Source organism: Pseudomonas sp. RW3S2, from assembly GCF_014268955.1.
Classification (GTDB): Bacteria; Pseudomonadota; Gammaproteobacteria; order Pseudomonadales; family Pseudomonadaceae; genus Aquipseudomonas; species Aquipseudomonas wayambapalatensis.
This window is the reverse complement of sequence record NZ_JABWRM010000025.1, coordinates 48,073-67,794: the sequence shown is the minus strand read 5'-3', so window position 1 is coordinate 67,794 and position 19,722 is coordinate 48,073. Positions and strand designations below refer to the sequence as shown.

Genomic DNA, 19,722 nt, shown 5'->3' with positions numbered 1-19,722 from the left:
GCCCCGACGTGCCCGCGAAAAGAACACCGCGGTGAATGGCACCGGCTTCGCCGGTGTTCGCGGGCAAGTCGGGGCGCCGAACCGCCGCTCCTACAAGGGCTGTGGCTTGGGCACAAAAAAGCCACGAGCCCGCCTGCGGCGATCCTCGTGGCTTTTCAGGCAACGGCCTGTCAGACGACAGGCCATCCCCAGGGCAGCTTACAGCGCCATGTCGTTGGCAGCCTTGCTCTCGGCAGGTGCGGTCGACTCGACACCGGTGCTGGTCCCGACGCTCTGGTCAATGACCGGCGGCTTCTCCAGTTGCAGCACTTCAGCGGTGTAGTTCCACTCTTTCTGCACAGCAGCAGCGGAATCGTTCAGCTTAGTACCGTAGCTCGGCACGATTTCACGGATGCGGGCCTGCCATTCAGGCGTGGCGACCTTCTCCTTGAACACGGTTTCCAGCACGTTGAGCATGATCGGCGCAGCAGTCGAGGCGCCTGGCGAAGCACCCAGCAGACCGGCGATGGTGCGGTCTTCGGACGCCACGACCTCGGTGCCCAGCTTCAGCACACCGCCCTTCTCTTCGTCACGCTTGATGATCTGCACGCGCTGACCGGCCTGCCACAGGCGCCAGTCTTCTTTCTTGGCGTTCGGGAAGTAAGTGCGCAGGGCTTCGAAGCGGTCGTCATCCGACAGCATCACCTGGCCGGCGAGGTACTCGACCAGCGGGTACTGCTCGATACCCACTTTGGTCATCGGCCAGACGTTGTGCAGGGTGGTGCTGCTCAGCAGGTCCAGGTACGAACCGTTCTTCAGGAACTTGGTCGAGAAGGTGGCGAATGGCCCGAACAGGATCACGCGCTTGCCGTCCAGCACGCGGGTGTCCAGGTGCGGAACCGACATGGGTGGCGCGCCGGTCGAGGCGATGCCGTAGGCCTTGGCCATGTGCTGCATGGCAACGGTCGGGTTCTCGGTCACCAGGAACGAGCCGCCAACCGGGAAGCCTGCGTATTCCTTGGCTTCAGGAATGCCCGACTTCTGCAGCAGCTTCAAGGCGCCGCCGCCGGCACCGATGAACAGGAACTTGGCGTCGGTGGCAGAGGTGCTGCCATCCTTCAGGTTCTTGTACTCGACGTGCCAGGAGCCGTCCTTGTTACGGGTGATGTCCTGCACTTCGCTGGACAGCTTCAGCTTGAAGTTGTCGCGGGTCTGCAGGTGGCCGACGAACTGGCGGGTGATCTCGCCGAAGTTGACGTCGGTACCGATCGGCGTCCAGGTCACGGCCAGCTTCTGGTTCGGGTCACGCCCTTCCATCATCAGCGGGACCCACTTGGCGATCTGCGCGTGGTCTTCGGAGAACTGCATCGGGCGGAACAGCGGGCTCGCCTGCAGTGCTTCGTAACGCTTCTTCAGGAAGGCGATGTTGTCGTCGCCCCAGACGAAGCTCATGTGCGGGGTGGTGTTGATGAACGATTTCGGGTTCTTCAGCACGCCCTGGCGAACCTGCCAGGACCAGAACTGGCGCGACACCTGGAAGGCTTCGTTGATCTCGATCGCCTTGGAGATGTTGACCTTGCCGTCCTTGTCCATCGGGGTGTAGTTCAGCTCAGCCAGCGCGGAGTGGCCGGTACCGGCGTTGTTCCAGCCGTTGGAGCTTTCCTCGGCGACGCCATCCAGGCGCTCGACCATTTCCATCGACCAGCTCGGCTCCAGTTCGCTGAGCCATACGCCCAGGGTCGAACTCATGATGCCGCCGCCAATCAGGAGCACATCGACTTTCTTGGCTTCGTCGGCGTGCGCTTGCATGAAGCTCGCCGCGACAGCCAGACCCAGCAAGGTCTTGCCAGCTTTTTTGAACATTGATCACTTCCAGTCAGTAGAACGGAGGGGGGCCTGTGGCTGGCCCAGGTGTTTCTTGTTCTTCAGCGCAGGCTTTTTGTGATCATTGTTCAGCAGCCAGAGAACCCTTACAGGCTTCAGCCATTGGTCTGATTGACCGGGGTCGGCTGAAACGGTTGCGGATTGTAACCGAAACGCCAGCACAAACAAATTGGCGGCGGGAACGTCAACGTGGCGGGTTGCCTCAGGGCTTCGCCCGGCACCAGGGCCGGGCGAACGGCAGGATTACAGGTCGGGATCGATATCCCCGGCGTACATGTCCGACTCTTTATACAGGTCGTGCACATGGCGCAGCAGCACCATGATCACCGCCGCCACCGGCAGCGCCAGCAAGACGCCGGTGAAGCCGAACAGCTCGCCACCGGCGAGAATGGCGAAGATCACCGCCACCGGGTGCAGGCCGATGCGGTCGCCCACCAGCAGCGGCGTCAGCACCATGCCTTCGAGGGCCTGGCCGATCATGAACACCGCGACAATGCCCAGCATCGGGTACAGGTCGCCGCCGAACTGGAACAACCCGGCGATCAACGCTGCACCGATGCCGACAATGAAGCCCATGTACGGCACGATGGCCGCCAGCCCCGCCAGCAAACCGATCAACAGCCCCAGCTCGAGACCGACCAGCGACAGCCCGACCGCGTAGATCACGCCCAGCGCCAGCATCACCAGCAACTGGCCGCGCACGAACGCCCCCAGTACCTCATGGCATTCACCCGCCAGCCCTACCACCTGATCTTCACGCTGACGTGGCAGCAGGCTGCGCAGCTTGGCCATCATCAGGTCCCAGTCACGCAGCAGGTAGAAGCCCACCACAGGGATCAGCACCAGGTTGGCCAGCCAGGCGATCAGCGCCAGGCTCGAGGCCGTGGCCTGGGACAGGACGATGCCGACGATGTCGGTGGTCTGGCCCATGTGCGCGCCGATGGCAGCCTTGATCTTGTCGAACTTCCAGAAGCCATCGGCCAGGCCCAGGCGGCTCTGCACCCAGGGCAGGGCCACATGCTGCAGCCAGTCGAGCATCTGCGGCGCCAGTTCGTACAGGCGCAGCAACTGCTTGGCCAGCATCGGCACCAGCACCAGCAGCAAGGCGAGGAACACCAGGGTGAACAGGCTGAACACCACCACCACGCCCCAGGTGCGCGACAGGCCCAGGCGCTCCAGGCGATCGACCAAAGGGTCGGCCAGGTAGGCCAGCAGGATGCCAACCAGGAATGGCGAGAGAATGTTATGCAGCAGGTAGAGCAGAACGGCGATCAGCAAGGCGACGCCCAGCCACACCCAACGGCGTACATCAGTCATGTTTGCGGCTCCTTACCAGCGAAAACGCAGGCCATCGAACGGCTTGGGCGCAGCCGCCTGCGGCGCGACCGCCTGGCCAGGCGCTGCCTCTGCTACGGGAGCGGGAGCGGCGGCAGGCGCCTGTTCGACAGGCACCTCCTGCAGATGCGCCAGCCCCAGTTGCGCACGCAGTTGCTCGCGATTGCCGGTGACCGTATAGGTCAGCGTGTCGCCGTCGGCCAACTGCAGCCGCGGGCCATAGGGCTCAAGCACGCGCAGCAGTTCGGCGTAGCGCTGCAGGTTCATGCCCTGCACCTGGACCTGCAGGTCGCTGCTCGCCCCCGGACGGGTGACGTAACGGGGCGCCAGGCGTGCGCTGATCGCCAGCATCACCGCATCGGCCAGCGCAGCTTGGTCGGCGCCCTGCGCCGTGCCCTGCTCGCGCTGTTCGCCCAGCCACAGTTGCCATTTGCCCTCCCACTTGCCGTCGGCCTCGTGGGCGTGCACAGCCAGCAGGGCATCGGCGCCATAACGCTCGGACGCCTCACGCAGCGGCGCCGGGTCGTTGCCTTCGAGCTGCTTGGCATTGGCCACCAGTTGTTCCTGCAGGTCGGCCAGCGGCAGGCGCAGCGGCAGACCACGGTGCTGGGCGGCACGACGCAGCGGCTCGGCACTGGTCTGACCATCGCCGACCAGGCTGCTGCCCTCGACACTGTCGTACAGCCACCAGCCAAGAATCGATGGCCGGTTGCTGCCCCACAGGGCCAGGCCGCCCTGGCGCAGGGCGCGCTCGGTGCTGCCGGGGTCGAACTCCACCACCACCGTCTCAGGTGGGCCGGCGTCGCTGCCCACCTGGTTGATGATCTGTTGCGGATCCTTGCGCAGGGCGACCACCGCCGGGTTCTGCGTCGCCTTGGCATCGCCGGTCAGACGCAGCACCAGGGTGTCGAGTGCCTTGGCGGTGGCCTGGGTCCGCGCCTCGCTGCCCTGCCCATCGACAGGTTCGCGGACCTGGTAAAGGCCCGATACGGTCTCGGCCTGTGCCGTTGCACCGATCAGCCCTACGCAAACCACTGCCAGGTAATTGAGAAAACGCATGGAGGATTCCTGTCCGGATGACTTTCAGGTCAGAAGCTACAAGCTGCACACCGTCAGCGGCAAGAAAAAGCGCGCGACACCGCAGCTTGTCTTCTCTTATAGCTTACCGCTCGCCACTTGCCGCTCAATGGAGGATGGCCGCTGCCGGGCAACCCTGATAAAATCGCGCGCCTTCGCAGACCAGTCACGTACAGGCAGCCGCCGCCTCCCGAGCCGGCCTTGGCCGCGCTGGTCGTTTTCCTGAATCCCTCCCCCTTAAAGGCCTGGATCAATGAGCAAGCAACCCTCCCTGAGCTACAAAGACGCCGGTGTAGACATCGACGCCGGCGAAGCACTGGTCGAACGCATCAAGGGCGTCGCCAAGCGCACCGCACGCCCTGAAGTCATGGGTGGCCTGGGCGGCTTCGGCGCCCTCTGCGAGATCCCGGCCGGCTACAAGCAGCCGGTGCTGGTCTCCGGCACCGATGGCGTCGGCACCAAGCTGCGCCTGGCGCTGAACCTGAACAAGCACGACAGCATCGGCCAGGACCTGGTCGCCATGTGCGTCAACGACCTGGTGGTCTGCGGCGCCGAGCCGCTGTTCTTCCTCGACTACTACGCCACCGGCAAGCTGAATGTCGACGTGGCCGCCACCGTGGTCACCGGCATCGGCGCCGGTTGCGAACTGGCCGGTTGCTCGCTGGTCGGTGGTGAAACCGCCGAGATGCCAGGCATGTACGAAGGCGAAGACTACGACCTGGCCGGTTTCTGCGTCGGCGTGGTGGAGAAGTCGGAAATCATCGACGGCTCGAAAGTGGTCACCGGCGACGCCCTGATCGCCCTGCCTTCCTCCGGCCCGCACTCCAACGGCTACTCGCTGATCCGCAAGATCCTCGAAGTGTCCGGCACCGACATCGAGAACACCCAGCTCGACGGCCAGCCGCTGACCGACCTGCTGATGGCGCCGACCCGCATCTACGTCAAGCCGCTGCTGGAGCTGATCAAGAAGACCGGCGCGGTCAAGGCCATGGCCCACATCACCGGTGGCGGCCTGCTGGACAACATCCCGCGCGTCCTGCCAAAAGGCGCCCAGGCCGTGGTCGACGTGGCCAGCTGGCAGCGCCCGGCGGTGTTCGACTTCCTGCAACAAAAAGGCAACGTCGACGAGCACGAGATGCACCGCGTACTGAACTGCGGCGTAGGCATGGTCATCTGCGTGGCCCAGGACCAGGTCGACAACGCCCTGAACGTCCTGCGCCAGGCCGGCGAGCAGCCTTGGGTGATCGGCCGCATCGACGTGGCCGCCGAAGGCGCTGCCCAGGTCGAGCTGCAGAACCTCAAGGCACACTGATGCCGAGCAAGACCTGCAATGTCGTGGTACTGCTGTCGGGCTCCGGCAGCAACCTGCAAGCCCTGATCGACAGCACCGCCGCCACCGATAGCTCGGCGCGGATCCGCGCGGTGATATCCAACCGCCCCGACGCCTTTGGCCTGCAACGGGCCGAAGCCGCCGGGATCGACACCGCCGTGCTCGAGCACGGTGGTTTCGACGGGCGCGAAGCATTCGACGCGGCGCTGGTGCAACTGATCGATGGCTTCGCCCCCGACCTGGTGGTGCTGGCCGGCTTCATGCGCATCCTCAGTGGCGACTTCGTGCGCCACTACCAGGGGCGCCTGCTCAACATCCACCCGTCGCTGTTGCCCAAGTACAAAGGGCTGCACACTCACCAGCGGGCCCTGGATGCCGGTGACGCCGAGCACGGCTGCAGTGTTCATTTCGTCACCGAGGAACTCGACGGCGGGCCCTTGGTCGTACAGGCTGTGGTAGCGGTCGCGCCAGGCGACGATGCGCAGAGCCTGGCACAACGGGTCCACCAACAGGAACACCAGATCTACCCGCTGGCGGTGCGCTGGTTCGCCGAAGGACGCTTGCGCCTGGGCGAACAAGGTGCATTACTGGATGGCCAGCCGCTGGCGGCCAGCGGTCACTTGATTCGACCCTAGGAGAATTTATGCGTCGCGCCCTGCTATTGGCTCTCGCCGTGCTCGCCCTGCCCCTCCAGGCAGCTGATCTGAAGCCGTTCTCGGCCAGCTACACCGCCGACTGGAAACAGCTGCCCATGAGCGGCACCGCCGAACGCAGCCTGGTCAAGAACGCCAACGGTACCTGGGACCTCAACTTCAAAGCCTCCATGATGATCGCCAGCCTGACCGAACAGAGCACGGTGCGCATGGACAACGACACCCTGCTGCCGCAGAAGTACCACTTCGAGCGCGGTGGCCTGGGCAAGGCGAAGAAGGTCGACCTGGACTTCGACTGGAACAGCAAGAAAGTCACCGGCAGCGACCGTGGCGATGCGATCAGCCTGCCGCTCAACCGCGGGGTGCTGGACAAGTCGTCCTATCAACTGGCCCTGCAGCATGACGTGGCGGCGGGCAAGAAGAGCATGACGTACCAGGTGGTCGACGGTGACGAGATCGACACCTACGACTTCCGCGTGCTGGGCACCGAGAAGGTTGCCACCAAGACCGGCCAGGTCGATGCGGTGAAGGTCGAGCGCGTGCGCGACCCAAGCCAGAGCAAGCGCATCACCGAGCTGTGGTTCGCCAAGGACTGGGACTACCTGCTGGTGCAACTGCGCCAGGTCGAGACCGATGGCAAGGAATACGTGATCGTGCTGCAGGATGGTACGGTCGATGGCAGGACGGTGAAGGGCAACTGATCCCTTACCTGCGCTGTAACCTGCTGTAGCCCGAGCCCCGCCTAGTGCGGGGCTTTGTTTTGGCTTGCAGGAGCAAGCGCAGCGCGTTTCATGAACATTGTTTCATCGTCGTTTTATTTACTTAGCCTGCTAACAAACTCTATAAAGAAGGTGTGCGACACAGTGTCGCAGACCAACAGAAGTGGAGTTTACCGATGACTGTCCAAGTAACCGAACGCGACGAATCGAGAATGTCCCACGAAGGCCTGGCCGCTGGCGTGCGGATCTGGGACGTACACCAGCAGGGCCAACTGGTCGGCATGTTCCACAACGAACATGAAGCCCACCAGTACCGCCAGGAACTCGAGACCCTCGAGAGCCAACGCGGCACACAATAAGATCTCCCCCACGAAAAACCCCGCCTGAGCGGGGTTTTCGTCATTTACCACATCAGATCGTCAGGGATCTTGTAGGCCGCATAGGGATCGTCCTCATCGGCCTCCTCGACATGGGTGTTGAGCAGCAGGATGCGCTTGGGATCGCGTTCCTGGATCTTCACCGCCGCCTCGCGTGGGATCACTTCGTAGCCGCCGCCATGGGCGACGATCGCCAGCGAGCCGTTGCTCAGCTTGCTGCGCATCAGCGCGTTGACGGCAATGCGCTTGACCTTCTTGTCGTCGACGAAGTTGTAGTAATCCTCGGTGGTCAGCTTGGGCAGGCGGGTCGCCTCGATCAATTGCTTGACCTGCGCGGCACGGGCCTTCTGCTCGGCCTTCTCCTGCACCTGGCGGTTCAGTTCCTGGTCCTTTTTGGCCTTGTCGGCCATGGCTTCCTTGGCCAGGCGCTGCTGGCTGTCATCCACCTCGACCTGGCCCTTGTGTTCCAGGCGTTTCTGTTTCTTTTCGGCCTTGTTGGCCTGGGAGACCTGCTTCTGGTTGACCAGACCGGCCTTGAGCAATTGATCGCGAAGGGAAAGGCTCATCGGTGTTCACTCACTTATGCATCGGCTCAGCCGCAGCTGGGCAGGTTCTTTTCCTGACGCTTGGCTTCACCCCAGAGGGCATCCAACTCGTCAAGGTTACAATCTTCGATCGGTCGGCCAGTGTCGCGCAATGCCTGCTCGATGAAGCGGAAACGTCGTTCGAATTTACGGTTGGCGCGGCGCAGTGCGTTTTCTGGATCCTGCTTGAGGTGACGGGCCAGGTTCACGGCGGCGAACAGCAGGTCGCCGACTTCGTCCTCCAGTGCCTGCTCATCGCCATCGGCCATGGCCTGCAATACCTCGTCGAGCTCCTCGCGCACCTTGTCCAGCACCGGTAACGCCTCGGGCCAGTCGAAGCCGACGGTGGCCGCGCGCTTCTGCAGTTTGGTCGCGCGCGACAGTGCCGGCAAGGCGCCGGGTACATCGTCGAGCAGCGAGAGCTGTTCGGGGGTACTCTTCTCGGCGCGTTCTTCGGCCTTGATCTCCTCCCAGCGCGATTTGACCTGCGCCTCGCTCAAGCGCGGGATGTCGGGTGCGGCGTAGAGATCGCCGGTGGGGAATACATGCGGGTGGCGGCGGATCAGCTTGCGGGTGATCGAATCGACCACACCGGCAAATTCGAAACGCCCCTCCTCCCGCGCCAGCTGGCTGTAGTAGACCACCTGAAACAGCAGGTCGCCGAGCTCGCCCTGCAACTGCGCGAAGTCGCCCTGCTCGATGGCGTCGGCCACCTCGTAGGCTTCCTCGAGGGTGTGCTTGACGATGCTGGTGTAGTCCTGCTCAAGGTCCCAGGGGCAGCCGTACTGCGGATCGCGCAGGCGGGCCATGAGGTGGAGCAGGTCGTCTAGGGTGTAGGTCATTACAGGTCCTTCGGCGGTGCCTTCATCGCGGGCAAGCCCGCTCCTACAGGGATCACGCTGCACCCGTAGGAGCGGGCTTGCCCGCGATGGAGGCGACGCAGTCTCAAGGCGTACGATTACGCCGCGTCTCGATGATGTTCGGCAACTGCGAGATCCGTCCGAGCAAGCGCCCCAGCGCATCCAGGCCTGGAATCTCGATGGTCAGCGACATCAGCGCGGTGTTGTCTTCCTTGTTCGAGCGGGTATTGACCGCCAGCACGTTGATCTTCTCGTTGAGCAGCACCTGCGAAACGTCGCGCAGCAGGCCCGGGCGGTCGTAGGCGCGGATGACGATGTCGACCGGGTAGGTCTGCACCGGAATCGGCCCCCAGCTCACCTGGATCATGCGCTCCGGCTCCTTGCCCGCCAACTGCAGCACCGAGGCGCAGTCCTGGCGGTGAATGCTCACGCCGCGGCCCTGGGTGATGTAGCCGACGATGGCATCGCCCGGCAGCGGCTGGCAGCAACCGGCCATCTGCGTGAGCAGGTTGCCTACGCCCTGGATCTGGATGTCGTTGCGCTTGCCCGATCGGGCTCCGCGCGCCGGTCGTGGCACCAGCTCGACCGGATCGATGCGCTCCGGCTCCAGCAGTTGCTGGGCGGCGTTGACCATGTGCGCCAGACGCAGGTCGCCAGCCCCCAGGGCGGCAAACATGTCCTCGGCGGTCTTGACGTTGGCCTTTTCCGCCAGGCGCTCGAAATCCACCTGTGGCAGGCCCAGGCGGCTGAGTTCGCGCTCGATGAGGGTCTTGCCGGCAGCGACGTTCTGGTCGCGCGCCTGCAACTTGAACCAGTGGACGATCTTGGCCCGCGCCCGCGAGGTGGTGACGTAGCCCAGGTTGGAGTTCAGCCAGTCGCGGCTCGGGCTGCCCTGCTTGCTGGTGATGATCTCCACCTGCTCGCCGGTCTGCAGGCTGTAGTTCAGCGGCACGATGCGCCCGTTGATCTTGGCGCCACGGCAGTTGTGGCCGATCTCGGTGTGCACCCGGTAGGCAAAGTCCAGCGGCGTGGCGCCCTTGGGCAGGTCGATGGCGTGGCCGTCAGGGGTGAACACGTAGACCCGGTCCGGCTCGATGTCGACCCGCAGCTGTTCGGCCAGCCCGCCGATGTCGCCCAGTTCCTCGTGCCACTCCAGCACCTGGCGCAACCAGGAGATCTTCTCTTCGTAGTGGTTGGAGCTGGACTTGACGTCGGTGCCCTTGTACTTCCAATGCGCACAGACGCCCAGTTCGGCCTCTTCGTGCATGCCATGGGTGCGGATCTGCACCTCCAGCACCTTGCCCTCGGGGCCGATCACCGCGGTGTGCAGCGAGCGGTAGCCGTTCTCCTTGGGGTTGGCGACGTAGTCGTCGAACTCCTTGGGAATGTGGCGCCACAAGGTGTGGACGATACCCAGCGCGGTGTAGCAGTCGCGGATTTCCGGCACCAGCACGCGCACCGCACGCACGTCGTAGATCTGGCTGAACTCCAGGCCCTTGCGCTGCATCTTGCGCCAGATCGAATAGATGTGTTTCGCCCGGCCGCTGATGTCGGCCTTGACCCCGGTGGCCAGCAGCTCGTTCTGCAACTGGTTCATCACATCGCTGATGAAGCGCTCGCGGTCCAGCCGCCGCTCGTGCAGAAGCTTGGCGATCTGCTTGTACTGGTCGGGCTCCAGATAGCGGAAGGACAGATCCTCCAGCTCCCACTTGATATGGCCGATGCCCAGGCGATGAGCGAGCGGTGCGTAGATGTCGAACACCTCGCGCGCCACGCGCAGGCGTTTTTCGTCATCGGCGGCCTTCACCGCGCGGATCGCGCAGGTCCGCTCAGCCAGCTTGATCAGGGCGACGCGCACGTCGTCGACCATGGCCACGAGCATCTTGCGCAGGTTCTCGACCTGCGCCTGCGAGCCCAGCACCAGCGACTGGCGCGGGCTGAGGCTGGCACTGATGGCCGCCATGCGCAGCACGCCGTCGATCAGCTTGGAGACCACCGGGCCGAAACGCTGGCCGACCTCGGCCAGGGTGACCTTGCCTTCGCGGACCGAGCGATAGATCACGGCGGCGACCAGCGAGTCCTGGTCGAGCTTGAGGTCAGCGAGAATTTCGGCTATCTCGAGCCCCGCCTGGAAGCTCGACGTCCCGTCGGCCCAGGAATGCTTGGCCGGGTTGCCCTTCTTCTCGACTTCCTGGGCGAAATCGCAGGCCTCCTTGAGCGCCGTGCGATCCAGCGCCGAGTCGACGCTCACCACATGATCCAGCCATGCTTCGAGATTGATACTGCCGTCGGTGTTGACCGGCTGGTGCACTCTCACCTGTACCATGTTCCGTTTACCTTTCCATACAGCGCACCTCACGGGTGCACTGACAATCAACCGTGCCGCTTCCCATCCGTGGAAGCCACACCAAGGGGCCAGCCGTTACTGGCCCACTTCGAATAACGCCATGGCCTCGACATGCGCCGTCTGAGGAAACATGTCGAGAATCCCGGCCCTTTTTAACCGGTACCCCTGGCCGACCAGCACCTGCGCATCTCGCGCCAGCGTGGCGGGGTTGCACGATACATAGACCAGCCGCTTGGCCTTGAGGCGGGCGATGCTTTGCACCACCTCGTAGGCACCGTCGCGCGGTGGGTCCAAGAGTACCGCAGAAAAGCCCTCGGCGGCCCATTCGGCACCTGCCAAAGACTGCGATAAATCGGCCTGAAAAAACCGTGCGTTATGCACATTGTTGCTCGCGGCGTTGGCGGCGGCCCGATCGACCATCGCCTGCACACCTTCCACCGCCACCACTTCACGGGCCTGGCGAGCCAGCGGCAGGGCAAAATTGCCCAGGCCACAGAACAAGTCCAGTACCCGTTCATCCGGTTGCGGCGCAAGCCACGCCAGCGCCTGTTGGATCATCAGGGTGTTGACCTGGGCATTGACCTGCACGAAGTCGCCAGGTCGCCAGGCCAGCTCCAGCCCCCAAGGGGCAAGGTCAAACCCAAGTGTCGCGGCGCCATCATGTGGCGCCGGCTCACCCTCGCCCTGCAGCCACAGTTGCGCACCCGACTGCTCGCAGAACGCCTGCAGGCGCGCCAGGTCGCCATCGGCCAGCGGCGCTACATGGCGTACCAGCACCGCCTCGGCCGTGCCGCTGAACAATTCCACATGCCCCAGTGCCTGGGGCCTGCTCAGGCTGCGCAGCACGGTCGGCAGGTGACGCAGGATGGTTTGCAAGGGTTGTACCAGCACCGGGCATTCGTCGATGGCGATGATGTCCTGGCTGGCTTCGGCACGAAAACCGACGTGCAGCTCCCGCGCCTTCACATCCCAACGCACGGCGATGCGCGCGCGGCGGCGGTAGCCGAATTCCGGCCCCGCCAGCGGCGCGGCCCACTCCTCAGGCTGCACACCGGCGACACGCTGCAACTGCTCGGCAAGCAGGCGCTGTTTGAGCGCCAGCTGGCCCTCGTGGGGCAGGTGCTGAAGGTTGCAACCGCCGCAGCGGGCGTAATGCCGACACGGCGCCTCGCGCCGCTCGGGGCTGGCCTGCAGCACGCGCTCAAGACGTGCTTCGACGATCTTGCCGCGGGCATTGAGCACCCGCGCCTCGACCGCCTCACCTGCCAGGGCGCCGCTGACGAACCAGGTGCGCCCTTCGACAAAGGCGATGCCGCGTCCGTCACCGGCCAGGCGCTCGATGTCCAGGCGTTGCTTCTTGCCTACCGGCACCTGTGGGGTGCGATCGCCGCCGGCTGGCTGGAAGCGCAGGCCGCTACTGTTGCTTTTCTTTCTGGACATCAGGTTGCGTCGAACAGGCCGGTGGAGAGATAACGGTCGCCGCGGTCGCAGATGATCGCGACCATCACGGCGTTTTCCACTTCACGGGACAGGCGCAGCATCGCCGCGACCGCACCGCCGGAGGACACTCCGCAGAAAATGCCCTCTTCGCGTGCAAGGCGACGGGTGGTGTCTTCGGCTTCCTGCTGGGACATGTCCATCACCCGATCGACGCGAGTGGCGTCGAAGATCTTCGGCAGGTATTCCTCCGGCCAGCGGCGGATACCCGGAATGGCCGAACCTTCCATCGGTTGCAGGCCGACGATCTGCACCGCCGGGTTCTGTTCCTTGAGGTACTGCGAGCAGCCCATGATGGTGCCGGTGGTGCCCATGGAACTGACGAAGTGGGTGATGCTGCCCTGGGTCTGCTGCCAGATCTCCGGGCCGGTGCTGGTGTAGTGGGCAATCGGGTTGTCGCCGTTGGCGAACTGGTCAAGCACCAGGCCGCGACCTTCGGCCTGCAGCTTTTCGGCCAGATCGCGCGCCCCTTCCATGCCCTCTTCCTTGGTCACCAGGATCAGCTCGGCGCCATAGGCGGTCATCGCCGCCTTGCGCTCGGCCGTGGAGTTGTCGGGCATGATCAGGATCATCTTGTAGCCCTTGATCGCCGCCGCCATGGCCAGGGCGATACCGGTGTTGCCGGAAGTCGCCTCGATCAGGGTGTCGCCAGGCTTGATCTGGTTGCGCAGTTCGGCGCGGGTGATCATCGACAACGCCGGGCGGTCCTTGACCGAGCCGGCCGGGTTGTTGCCTTCGAGCTTGAGCAGGAGGGTATTGCTGGTCTGCCCGGCGATACGCTGCAGGCGAACCAGGGGGGTGTTGCCGACGCAATCGGCGATGGTTGGGTACTGCAAGGTCATGGGCGTGTTTCGCAATCAGGACGGCAGGGGCGCCTATCATACCGGCAAAGGACGCGTGGCCATATCACGCAATTGCTGGGGCATATAGCAGACCGTTATATGGGCGGTGCGTTCTTCACGGACAACCCTACCCCCACAAGAACATCGAACGCCTTCGGGGGAGCGGGTTGATCCGCGAGAAACCCACTGTCGATACACGGCAGGCGCATGCACAGTCGCAACCCTCGTTGCCCATTCTCGGCCCACAGCCTCCCGCCCTGACGCTGGATCGCACTGCGGGCGATGCTCAGCCCCAGCCCAAAGCCTCCATCCCCAGGGCGCGAGCCGTCGAGACGGGAGAACGGCGCGAAGATCCTTTCCAGATCGTCTTCGTCCACCCCGCCGCCCTCATCCTCCAGGAACAACTGCCAGTGATTGCCCTCGCGCTGGCCACTCAGGCGCACCACTCCGTCGTGCGGCGAGTGGCGGATGGCATTGCGCAGCATGTTCTCCAGCGCCTGGGCCAAATGGTTGAGGTTGCCCTCCACCCAACAACTGGCCGGCAACGTGCACTGCAACCGCTGCGCCGCCCAGCCGCTTTCGTAGCAGGCATTCTCCACCAGCAGGTCCCACAGGGCCTGAAGCTGGATGGGCTCAAGGTTCATCGGCGCACGCTCGGCATCCTGCCAGGCCAGTTGCAGGGTGTCCTCGACCAGTTGCTGCATGCAATCCAGTTCCCGCCCGAGGCGTTCGCGCAGGCGCGCGACGTCGGTCTCGCCCTCGCAGGCCACACGCAGGCGGCTCAGGGGCGTGCGCATCTCGTGGGACAAGTCGCGCAAGAGTTGCTGCTGCAGGGCCACGGTGCTCTGCAGGCGCTCGGCCATCTGGTCGAAGGCACGCGCCAGTTCGCCCAGCTCGTCGTCACGGCCGATGGTGCGCGAATCGAGCCGCGCCGACAGTTGGTCGGCACGCCAGGCATTGGCCTGCTCGCGCAACTGGTTCAGCGGCACGATCAGCATCCGGTAGAGGCCTACGCACAACAGCAGGGTGAACAGCCCCGGCATCACGCCATTGGTGATGATCCGCCAGAACAGCCGATACTGGCCGGGGGTCAGGCGCTGGGGCAACTCGATCACCAGCATGCCTTGCTCAGGGGCATGGGGGAACGGCAGGCGCAGCCAGGGCTGGTCGACGCTGCGCCTGCTCATCGGCCAGTCGACTCCGCGCAGACGGGTCAGGCGCTGGATTTCCTCAGTGGACAAGCGAGCGCCGGCGAGCGGTCGCAAGTTGCCATCGAGCACCCCGATCCAGCCCGACTCACGCTGGCGCATGTCCAGCAACCAGCGGTCGAGGCCTTCGCGACCGCCCTGGTTCCAGGCCTGCTCGGCCTCGGCGGCATAACCGCGCAGCAGGTGCCGGGCAGGCTCCGACAGGAAGGCGTTCTGGGTTTCCATGTGCCGGCCCCAGGTGTAGCTCAGGCCGATCATCAGCAGGCAGAAGCCCACCAGCAGCACCGCCAGCTTCCAGAACAGCGATCGACGCTCGAGCATCCTCAGTCTGCCTCGCCCGCACAGAACACGTAGCCCTTGCCCCATACCGTGCGCACCTGGCGCTCGTGATAACCGATGCCCTTTAGCTTGCGACGGATCTGGCTGACATGCATGTCCAGGCTGCGATCATGGCGCGAATAGCCCCGCTGCAGGACCTGCTGATAAAGGAAGGGCTTGCTCAGCACCTCCTCCTGGCTGCGGTTGAGGGTGTCGAGCAGGCGGTATTCGCTGGGTGTGAGCCCTGCTGGCTGCCCGTCGAGCGTCACGTCGCAGGCCTGTTCGTCGAAATGCAGTTGCCCCGGCAGAACGTCACGCGGCGCCTGATGACGGCGCTCCAGGGCGACCCGACGCAGGATCGCCTCGATGCGTACGCGCAGCTCGGCCATGCTGAAGGGCTTGGGCAGGTAGTCGTCTGCACCGCGCTGGAAACCGCTTATACGGTCCGCCTCGGCCCCCAGCGCCGACATCAGGATGACTGGCGTGGCACTGCGCCGGCGTAGTTGCGCCAGGGTGTCCAGACCGTTGAGCCCGGGCAGCAGGATGTCCAGCAACACCACATCGAAGGCCTCGCGGCCAGCAGTTTCCAAGCCTTCCAGGCCGTTACGGCACCAGGTCACGCGGAAACCGCCGCGCTGCAACTCCTCGTGCAGGTAGGCGCCGAGCACCGGATCGTCCTCGATGGCGAGGATGCTTGAGTCGTGAATGGATACGGTATGCATTGGCATCTGCCATGAATTCTCAGTTGCGCGATTATTGGCGAGGGACGCCGTTCTGGCAACCGAGTGTCGACCAATGCCCCGGCAAGCGCCGTGCGGCATAAAAAACCCGCACAAACAAAGTGCATTACCGCTGCGCGCGGAGTAACGTTCTGCGGGATCCCGTCCACTCGCGACGGCCCGCACGCACATGACAGGAGACAGGTGTGCTCGATCGTTTGGGAATCAGAAGCCGCGTCCTGCTGCTGGCCCTACTGCCCGCCGGGCTGATGGCGCTGGTGCTGGGCATTTATTTCACCTGGTTGCAGCAGAACGAACTGCGCACCCAGCTGTTGCAACGCGGCAAGATGATCGCCGAGCAACTGGCACCGCTCGCAGCCCCCGCCCTGGCTCAGGAAGCGCCAGCGCAGCTCGAGCGCATTGCCGCCGAGGCTTTGGAGCAGACCGATGTACGTGCCGTGGCCTTCCTGGCCCCGGACCGTTCGCGCCTGGCCCATGCCGGCCCCAGCATGCTCAACCAGCCGCCCAGCGGCGGCACCGGTACGCAACTGCTGCAACGCACCGGCAACGACGCCACGCGCTACCTGATGCCGGTTTTCGGCCATCACCGTGACCTGGCCACCGAAGCCGTGCCTAACGAATCCGAGCGCTTGCTTGGCTGGGTCGAAATCGAACTGTCCCACGACGGCACGCTCCTGCGCGGCTATCGCAACCTGTTCACCAGCCTGCTGCTGATCTTCGCCTGCCTGAGCCTCACGGTGCTGCTGGCACTGCGCATGAGCCGGGCGATCAACGGCCCGATCGGGCGCATCAAGCACGCGGTCACCCAGCTCAAGGAGGGCAATCTCGAAGAACGTCTGCCGCCGATGGGCAGTGTCGAGCTGGACGAGCTGGCGGCTGGCATCAACCGCATGGCCGAAACCCTGCACAACGCCCACGAAGAGCTGCAGCACAGCATCGACCAGGCCACCGAGGACGTGCGCCAGAACCTGGAGACCATCGAGATCCAGAACATCGAGCTGGACATGGCGCGCAAGGAGGCCCTGGAGGCCAGCCGGATCAAATCCGAATTCCTCGCCAACATGAGCCACGAGATTCGCACCCCGCTCAATGGCATTCTCGGTTTCACCCACCTGTTGCAAAAAAGCGAGCTCACGCCTCGACAGCTCGACTATCTGGGCACCATCGAAAAATCCGCCGACAACCTGCTGGGGATCATCAACGAGATTCTCGACTTCTCCAAGATCGAAGCCGGCAAGCTGGTGCTCGACAGCATCCCCTTCAACCTGCGCGACCTGATCCAGGACACCCTGACCATTCTCGCCCCAGCGGCCCACGCCAAACAGCTGGAGCTGGTCAGCCTGGTGTACCGCGACACGCCTTTGTCGCTGGTCGGCGATCCGCTGCGGCTCAAACAGATCCTCACCAACCTGGTGAGCAACGCCATCAAGTTCACCCGCGAAGGCACGATCGTCGTGCGCGCCATGGTCGAAGACGAGCACGAAGACACCGCGCAACTGCGCATCAGCGTGCAGGACACCGGCATCGGCCTGTCACCGGCGGACGTGCGCACCCTGTTCCAGGCCTTCAGCCAGGCCGACAACTCGCTGTCGCGCCAACCCGGCGGCACCGGCCTTGGGCTGGTGATTTCCAAGCGCCTGATCGAACAGATGGGGGGCGAGATCGGTGTCGACAGCACGCCGGGCGAAGGCTCGCAGTTCTGGATCAACCTGAGCCTGCCCAAGGCCCATGACGACACCGAGGAACTGCCCCTGCAAGCGCTGCTGGGCCGTCGCGCAGCGATCGTCGACGGCCACGAACTGGCCCGTCAGGCCCTGGAGCACCAGCTCGAAGACTGTGGCCTGAGCGTCAGCCTGTTCTCGTCGTTCGAGCAGTTGCTGCAAGGGGTGCAGGCCGCCAGCCAGGCCGGCCAACCCTTCGAGTTCGCCGTGCTTGGCGCCAACCTGGCCAACCTCTCGCCCGACCAGCTCGGCCAGTACCACCAACAACTCGAACGCCTGGGCTGCCAGTGCGTGGTGCTGTGCCCGACCACCGAGCAGGCGCTGTATCACCCATTCCTGCCCAATGCCCATGGCCAACTGCTGTCCAAGCCCACCTGCACCCGCAAGCTGCGCCGCCTGCTGCTGGAACTGGTGCAACCGACCCGCCCCAGCAGCGAACCGCGGTATACGGCCGGCTCACGGGTGCCGAGGATTCTCTGCGTCGACGACAACCCGGCCAACCTGCTGCTGGTGCAGACCCTGCTCGAAGGCATGGGCGCCGCAGTGGTGGCGGTGGACAGCGGCTTTTCGGCAGTTCAGGCCGTGCAGGACGAGCCCTTCGACCTGGTGCTGATGGATGTGCAGATGCCCGGCATGGACGGCTGCGCCTGCACCGAGCAGATCCGTCGCTGGGAAACCAGCCAGAGTAGCCCACCCCTGCCCATCGTCGCCCTGACGGCCCACGCCATGGCCAACGAAAAGCGCGCCCTGCTGCACAGTGGCATGGATGATTATCTGACCAAGCCGATCAGCGAGCGCCAACTGGCCCAGGTGGTGATGAAGTGGACCGGCCTGAGCCTCGGCACGCCACCGCTGGAACGCGTCACCGAACGCCTCCCCGATGGCAACGAGCTGAAGGTGCTCGATCACGAGGAGGGTTTGCGCCTGGCAGCCGGCAAGGCGGACCTGGCCGCCGACATGCTGGCGATGTTGCTGGCCTCGCTGGAAGGTGATCGCCAGGCCATCCGCAACGCCCGCGAACAAGGCGATCGCTCGGCAATGATCGAGCGCGTGCATCGCCTCAACGGCGCTTCGCGCTACTGCGGCGTGCCACAGTTGCGGGCTGCCTGTCAGCGCAGCGAGACCCTGCTCAAGCAAGACAGTCCGCAGGCATTGCAGGCGCTGGATGATCTGGAGCGCGCCATCCACCGGCTGGCGGAGCAGGCGCACCTGAGTGCCTGATCGTCGACGACACACCGAAGGAATCCCCACCATGCGCGTCCTGTTGTTCAGCAGCCAGCACTACGACCAGGAAAGTTTCACCCAGGCCGCTGCCAGCAGCGCGCTGGAGCTGCATTTCCAAGCCGCCCGCCTCACCCCGGACACCGCACCGCTGGCCCAGGGTTTCGAGGTGGTCTGCGCCTTCATCAACGACGATCTGGGCGCCGACGTCCTGCAACGCCTGGCCAGCGGCGGTACACGGCTGATCGCCTTGCGTTCGGCGGGCTACAACCATGTTGACCTGACGGCCGCAGCACACCTGGGGCTGACAGTGGTGCGCGTCCCGGCCTATTCGCCGCACGCCGTGGCCGAACACGCGGTGGCGCTGATCCTGGCCCTCAACCGCCGCCTGCACCGCGCCTACAACCGCACCCGCGAAGGCGACTTCACCTTGCATGGCCTGACCGGCTTCGACCTGCACGGCAAGACTGTCGGCGTGGTCGGCACCGGGCAGATCGGTGCTGCGTTCGCCCGCATCATGGCCGGCTTCGGCTGCCAGTTGCTGGCCTACGACCCCTACCCCAACCCCGAGCTGCTGGCCCTCGGCGCCCGCTACCTGGAACTGCCCGAACTGCTCGGCCAGGCGCGAATCATCAGCCTGCACTGCCCACTGACCGAGCATACCCGTCACCTGATCAACGCCGAGAGCCTCGCGCGCCTGCAGCCCGGTGCCATGCTGATCAACACCGGGCGCGGTGCGCTGGTCGATACCCCGGCGCTGATCGACGCGCTCAAGTCTGGCCAGCTCGGCTACCTGGGCCTGGATGTCTATGAAGAAGAGGCGCAACTGTTTTTCGAGGACCGCTCCGACCTGCCACTGCAGGACGACGTGCTGGCGCGGCTGCTGACCTTCCCCAACGTGATCGTCACCGCACACCAGGCGTTTCTGACCCGCGAAGCCCTGGAGGCGATCGCCGCGACCACCCTGGACAACATCGCCCGCTGGGCAGCAGGCGATGCGCAAAACACGGTCACAGGGTAGGATACGCGG

The 19,722-nt window shown here is 64.6% G+C and carries 16 protein-coding genes; 6 read left to right on the top strand and 10 right to left on the bottom strand.

Features of this window, described 5'->3' with window-relative positions; genetic code table 11:
• Positions 1 to 198: 198 nt before the first annotated feature.
• The 3 genes from mqo to HU748_RS24670 form a co-directional block, all read right to left on the bottom strand.
• A complete protein-coding gene (gene mqo / locus HU748_RS24680; RefSeq protein ID WP_063543592.1) occupies positions 199 to 1,842 on the bottom strand; it encodes a malate dehydrogenase (quinone) in 1,644 nt (547 codons plus the stop codon).
• Positions 1,843 to 2,106: 264 nt separating this feature from the next.
• Complete coding sequence (locus HU748_RS24675) at positions 2,107 to 3,180, bottom strand: AI-2E family transporter (protein WP_186722352.1); 1,074 nt, start codon at positions 3,178 to 3,180, stop codon at positions 2,107 to 2,109.
• 12 nt (positions 3,181 to 3,192) lie between these two features.
• A complete protein-coding gene (locus HU748_RS24670; RefSeq protein WP_186722351.1) occupies positions 3,193 to 4,257 on the bottom strand; it encodes a DUF2066 domain-containing protein in 1,065 nt (354 codons plus the stop codon).
• 271 nt (positions 4,258 to 4,528) lie between these two features.
• On the opposite strand from HU748_RS24670, the gene purM reads away from it, so the two are divergent.
• The 4 genes from purM (at position 4,529) to HU748_RS24650 (ending at position 7,336) form a co-directional block, all read left to right on the top strand.
• Positions 4,529 to 5,587, top strand: coding sequence for a phosphoribosylformylglycinamidine cyclo-ligase (purM, locus tag HU748_RS24665; RefSeq protein WP_054892891.1), 1,059 nt, complete (start codon positions 4,529 to 4,531; stop codon positions 5,585 to 5,587).
• The gene (purN, locus tag HU748_RS24660; RefSeq protein ID WP_186722350.1) at positions 5,587 to 6,240 is read left to right on the top strand and encodes a phosphoribosylglycinamide formyltransferase; all 654 of its coding nucleotides are present in this window, start codon (positions 5,587 to 5,589) and stop codon (positions 6,238 to 6,240) included. Before purM ends, purN begins: the two co-directional genes overlap by 1 nt.
• Before the next feature lie 8 nt (positions 6,241 to 6,248).
• Positions 6,249 to 6,959, top strand: coding sequence for a DUF3108 domain-containing protein (locus tag HU748_RS24655; protein WP_054892893.1), 711 nt, complete (start codon positions 6,249 to 6,251; stop codon positions 6,957 to 6,959).
• Between the two features lie 194 nt (positions 6,960 to 7,153).
• Positions 7,154 to 7,336 carry a hypothetical protein gene (locus tag HU748_RS24650; RefSeq protein ID WP_054892894.1) on the top strand — a complete coding sequence of 61 codons (183 nt, stop codon included), beginning with the start codon at positions 7,154 to 7,156 and terminating at the stop codon, positions 7,334 to 7,336.
• Between the two features lie 44 nt (positions 7,337 to 7,380).
• Here the strand turns inward: HU748_RS24650 and HU748_RS24645 are convergent, their stop codons facing one another.
• The 7 genes from HU748_RS24645 to HU748_RS24615 all read right to left on the bottom strand — a co-directional run bounded on the left by HU748_RS24645 (position 7,381) and on the right by HU748_RS24615 (position 15,732).
• Complete coding sequence (locus HU748_RS24645) at positions 7,381 to 7,920, bottom strand: DUF2058 domain-containing protein (RefSeq protein WP_186666954.1); 540 nt, start codon at positions 7,918 to 7,920, stop codon at positions 7,381 to 7,383.
• Between the two features lie 26 nt (positions 7,921 to 7,946).
• Positions 7,947 to 8,780 (bottom strand): nucleoside triphosphate pyrophosphohydrolase, encoded by an 834-nt coding sequence (mazG, locus tag HU748_RS24640; RefSeq protein WP_186666955.1) that lies wholly within the window; start codon positions 8,778 to 8,780, stop codon positions 7,947 to 7,949.
• A gap of 103 nt (positions 8,781 to 8,883) precedes the next feature.
• Positions 8,884 to 11,124: a GTP diphosphokinase gene (gene relA, locus HU748_RS24635; RefSeq protein WP_186708445.1), complete on the bottom strand. Its 2,241-nt coding sequence runs from the start codon at positions 11,122 to 11,124 to the stop codon at positions 8,884 to 8,886.
• Positions 11,125 to 11,220: 96 nt separating this feature from the next.
• The gene (gene rlmD / locus HU748_RS24630) at positions 11,221 to 12,585 is read right to left on the bottom strand and encodes a 23S rRNA (uracil(1939)-C(5))-methyltransferase RlmD (protein ID WP_186722347.1); all 1,365 of its coding nucleotides are present in this window, start codon (positions 12,583 to 12,585) and stop codon (positions 11,221 to 11,223) included.
• A complete protein-coding gene (cysM, locus tag HU748_RS24625; protein WP_186666958.1) occupies positions 12,585 to 13,484 on the bottom strand; it encodes a cysteine synthase CysM in 900 nt (299 codons plus the stop codon). The genes rlmD and cysM overlap by 1 nt, the downstream gene beginning before the upstream one ends.
• A 95-nt stretch (positions 13,485 to 13,579) precedes the next feature.
• A complete protein-coding gene (locus HU748_RS24620; RefSeq protein ID WP_186666959.1) occupies positions 13,580 to 15,013 on the bottom strand; it encodes a sensor histidine kinase in 1,434 nt (477 codons plus the stop codon).
• A 2-nt stretch (positions 15,014 to 15,015) separates the two neighbouring features.
• Positions 15,016 to 15,732, bottom strand: coding sequence for a response regulator transcription factor (locus HU748_RS24615; protein ID WP_186708451.1), 717 nt, complete (start codon positions 15,730 to 15,732; stop codon positions 15,016 to 15,018).
• Between the two features lie 203 nt (positions 15,733 to 15,935).
• On the opposite strand from HU748_RS24615, the gene HU748_RS24610 reads away from it, so the two are divergent.
• Entirely contained in the window at positions 15,936 to 18,692 is a 2,757-nt protein-coding gene (locus HU748_RS24610) for a response regulator (protein WP_186722341.1), read from the top strand.
• Positions 18,693 to 18,723: 31 nt separating this feature from the next.
• The gene (locus HU748_RS24605; RefSeq protein ID WP_186722340.1) at positions 18,724 to 19,713 is read left to right on the top strand and encodes a 2-hydroxyacid dehydrogenase; all 990 of its coding nucleotides are present in this window, start codon (positions 18,724 to 18,726) and stop codon (positions 19,711 to 19,713) included.
• Positions 19,714 to 19,722 lie beyond the last annotated feature (9 nt).

What these genes read in the sequence shown, in the direction of transcription:
- mqo (WP_063543592.1), bottom strand. Translation starts at nt 1,842, where the DNA reads ATGTTCAAAAAAGCTGGCAAGACCTTGCTGGGTCTGGCTGTCGCGGCG.
- HU748_RS24675 (WP_186722352.1), bottom strand. Translation starts at nt 3,180, where the DNA reads ATGACTGATGTACGCCGTTGGGTGTGGCTGGGCGTCGCCTTGCTGATC.
- HU748_RS24670 (WP_186722351.1), bottom strand. Translation starts at nt 4,257, where the DNA reads ATGCGTTTTCTCAATTACCTGGCAGTGGTTTGCGTAGGGCTGATCGGT.
- purM (WP_054892891.1), top strand. Translation starts at nt 4,529, where the DNA reads ATGAGCAAGCAACCCTCCCTGAGCTACAAAGACGCCGGTGTAGACATC.
- purN (WP_186722350.1), top strand. Translation starts at nt 5,587, where the DNA reads ATGCCGAGCAAGACCTGCAATGTCGTGGTACTGCTGTCGGGCTCCGGC.
- HU748_RS24655 (WP_054892893.1), top strand. Translation starts at nt 6,249, where the DNA reads ATGCGTCGCGCCCTGCTATTGGCTCTCGCCGTGCTCGCCCTGCCCCTC.
- HU748_RS24650 (WP_054892894.1), top strand. Translation starts at nt 7,154, where the DNA reads ATGACTGTCCAAGTAACCGAACGCGACGAATCGAGAATGTCCCACGAA.
- HU748_RS24645 (WP_186666954.1), bottom strand. Translation starts at nt 7,920, where the DNA reads ATGAGCCTTTCCCTTCGCGATCAATTGCTCAAGGCCGGTCTGGTCAAC.
- mazG (WP_186666955.1), bottom strand. Translation starts at nt 8,780, where the DNA reads ATGACCTACACCCTAGACGACCTGCTCCACCTCATGGCCCGCCTGCGC.
- relA (WP_186708445.1), bottom strand. Translation starts at nt 11,124, where the DNA reads ATGGTACAGGTGAGAGTGCACCAGCCGGTCAACACCGACGGCAGTATC.
- rlmD (WP_186722347.1), bottom strand. Translation starts at nt 12,585, where the DNA reads ATGTCCAGAAAGAAAAGCAACAGTAGCGGCCTGCGCTTCCAGCCAGCC.
- cysM (WP_186666958.1), bottom strand. Translation starts at nt 13,484, where the DNA reads ATGACCTTGCAGTACCCAACCATCGCCGATTGCGTCGGCAACACCCCC.
- HU748_RS24620 (WP_186666959.1), bottom strand. Translation starts at nt 15,013, where the DNA reads ATGCTCGAGCGTCGATCGCTGTTCTGGAAGCTGGCGGTGCTGCTGGTG.
- HU748_RS24615 (WP_186708451.1), bottom strand. Translation starts at nt 15,732, where the DNA reads ATGCATACCGTATCCATTCACGACTCAAGCATCCTCGCCATCGAGGAC.
- HU748_RS24605 (WP_186722340.1), top strand. Translation starts at nt 18,724, where the DNA reads ATGCGCGTCCTGTTGTTCAGCAGCCAGCACTACGACCAGGAAAGTTTC.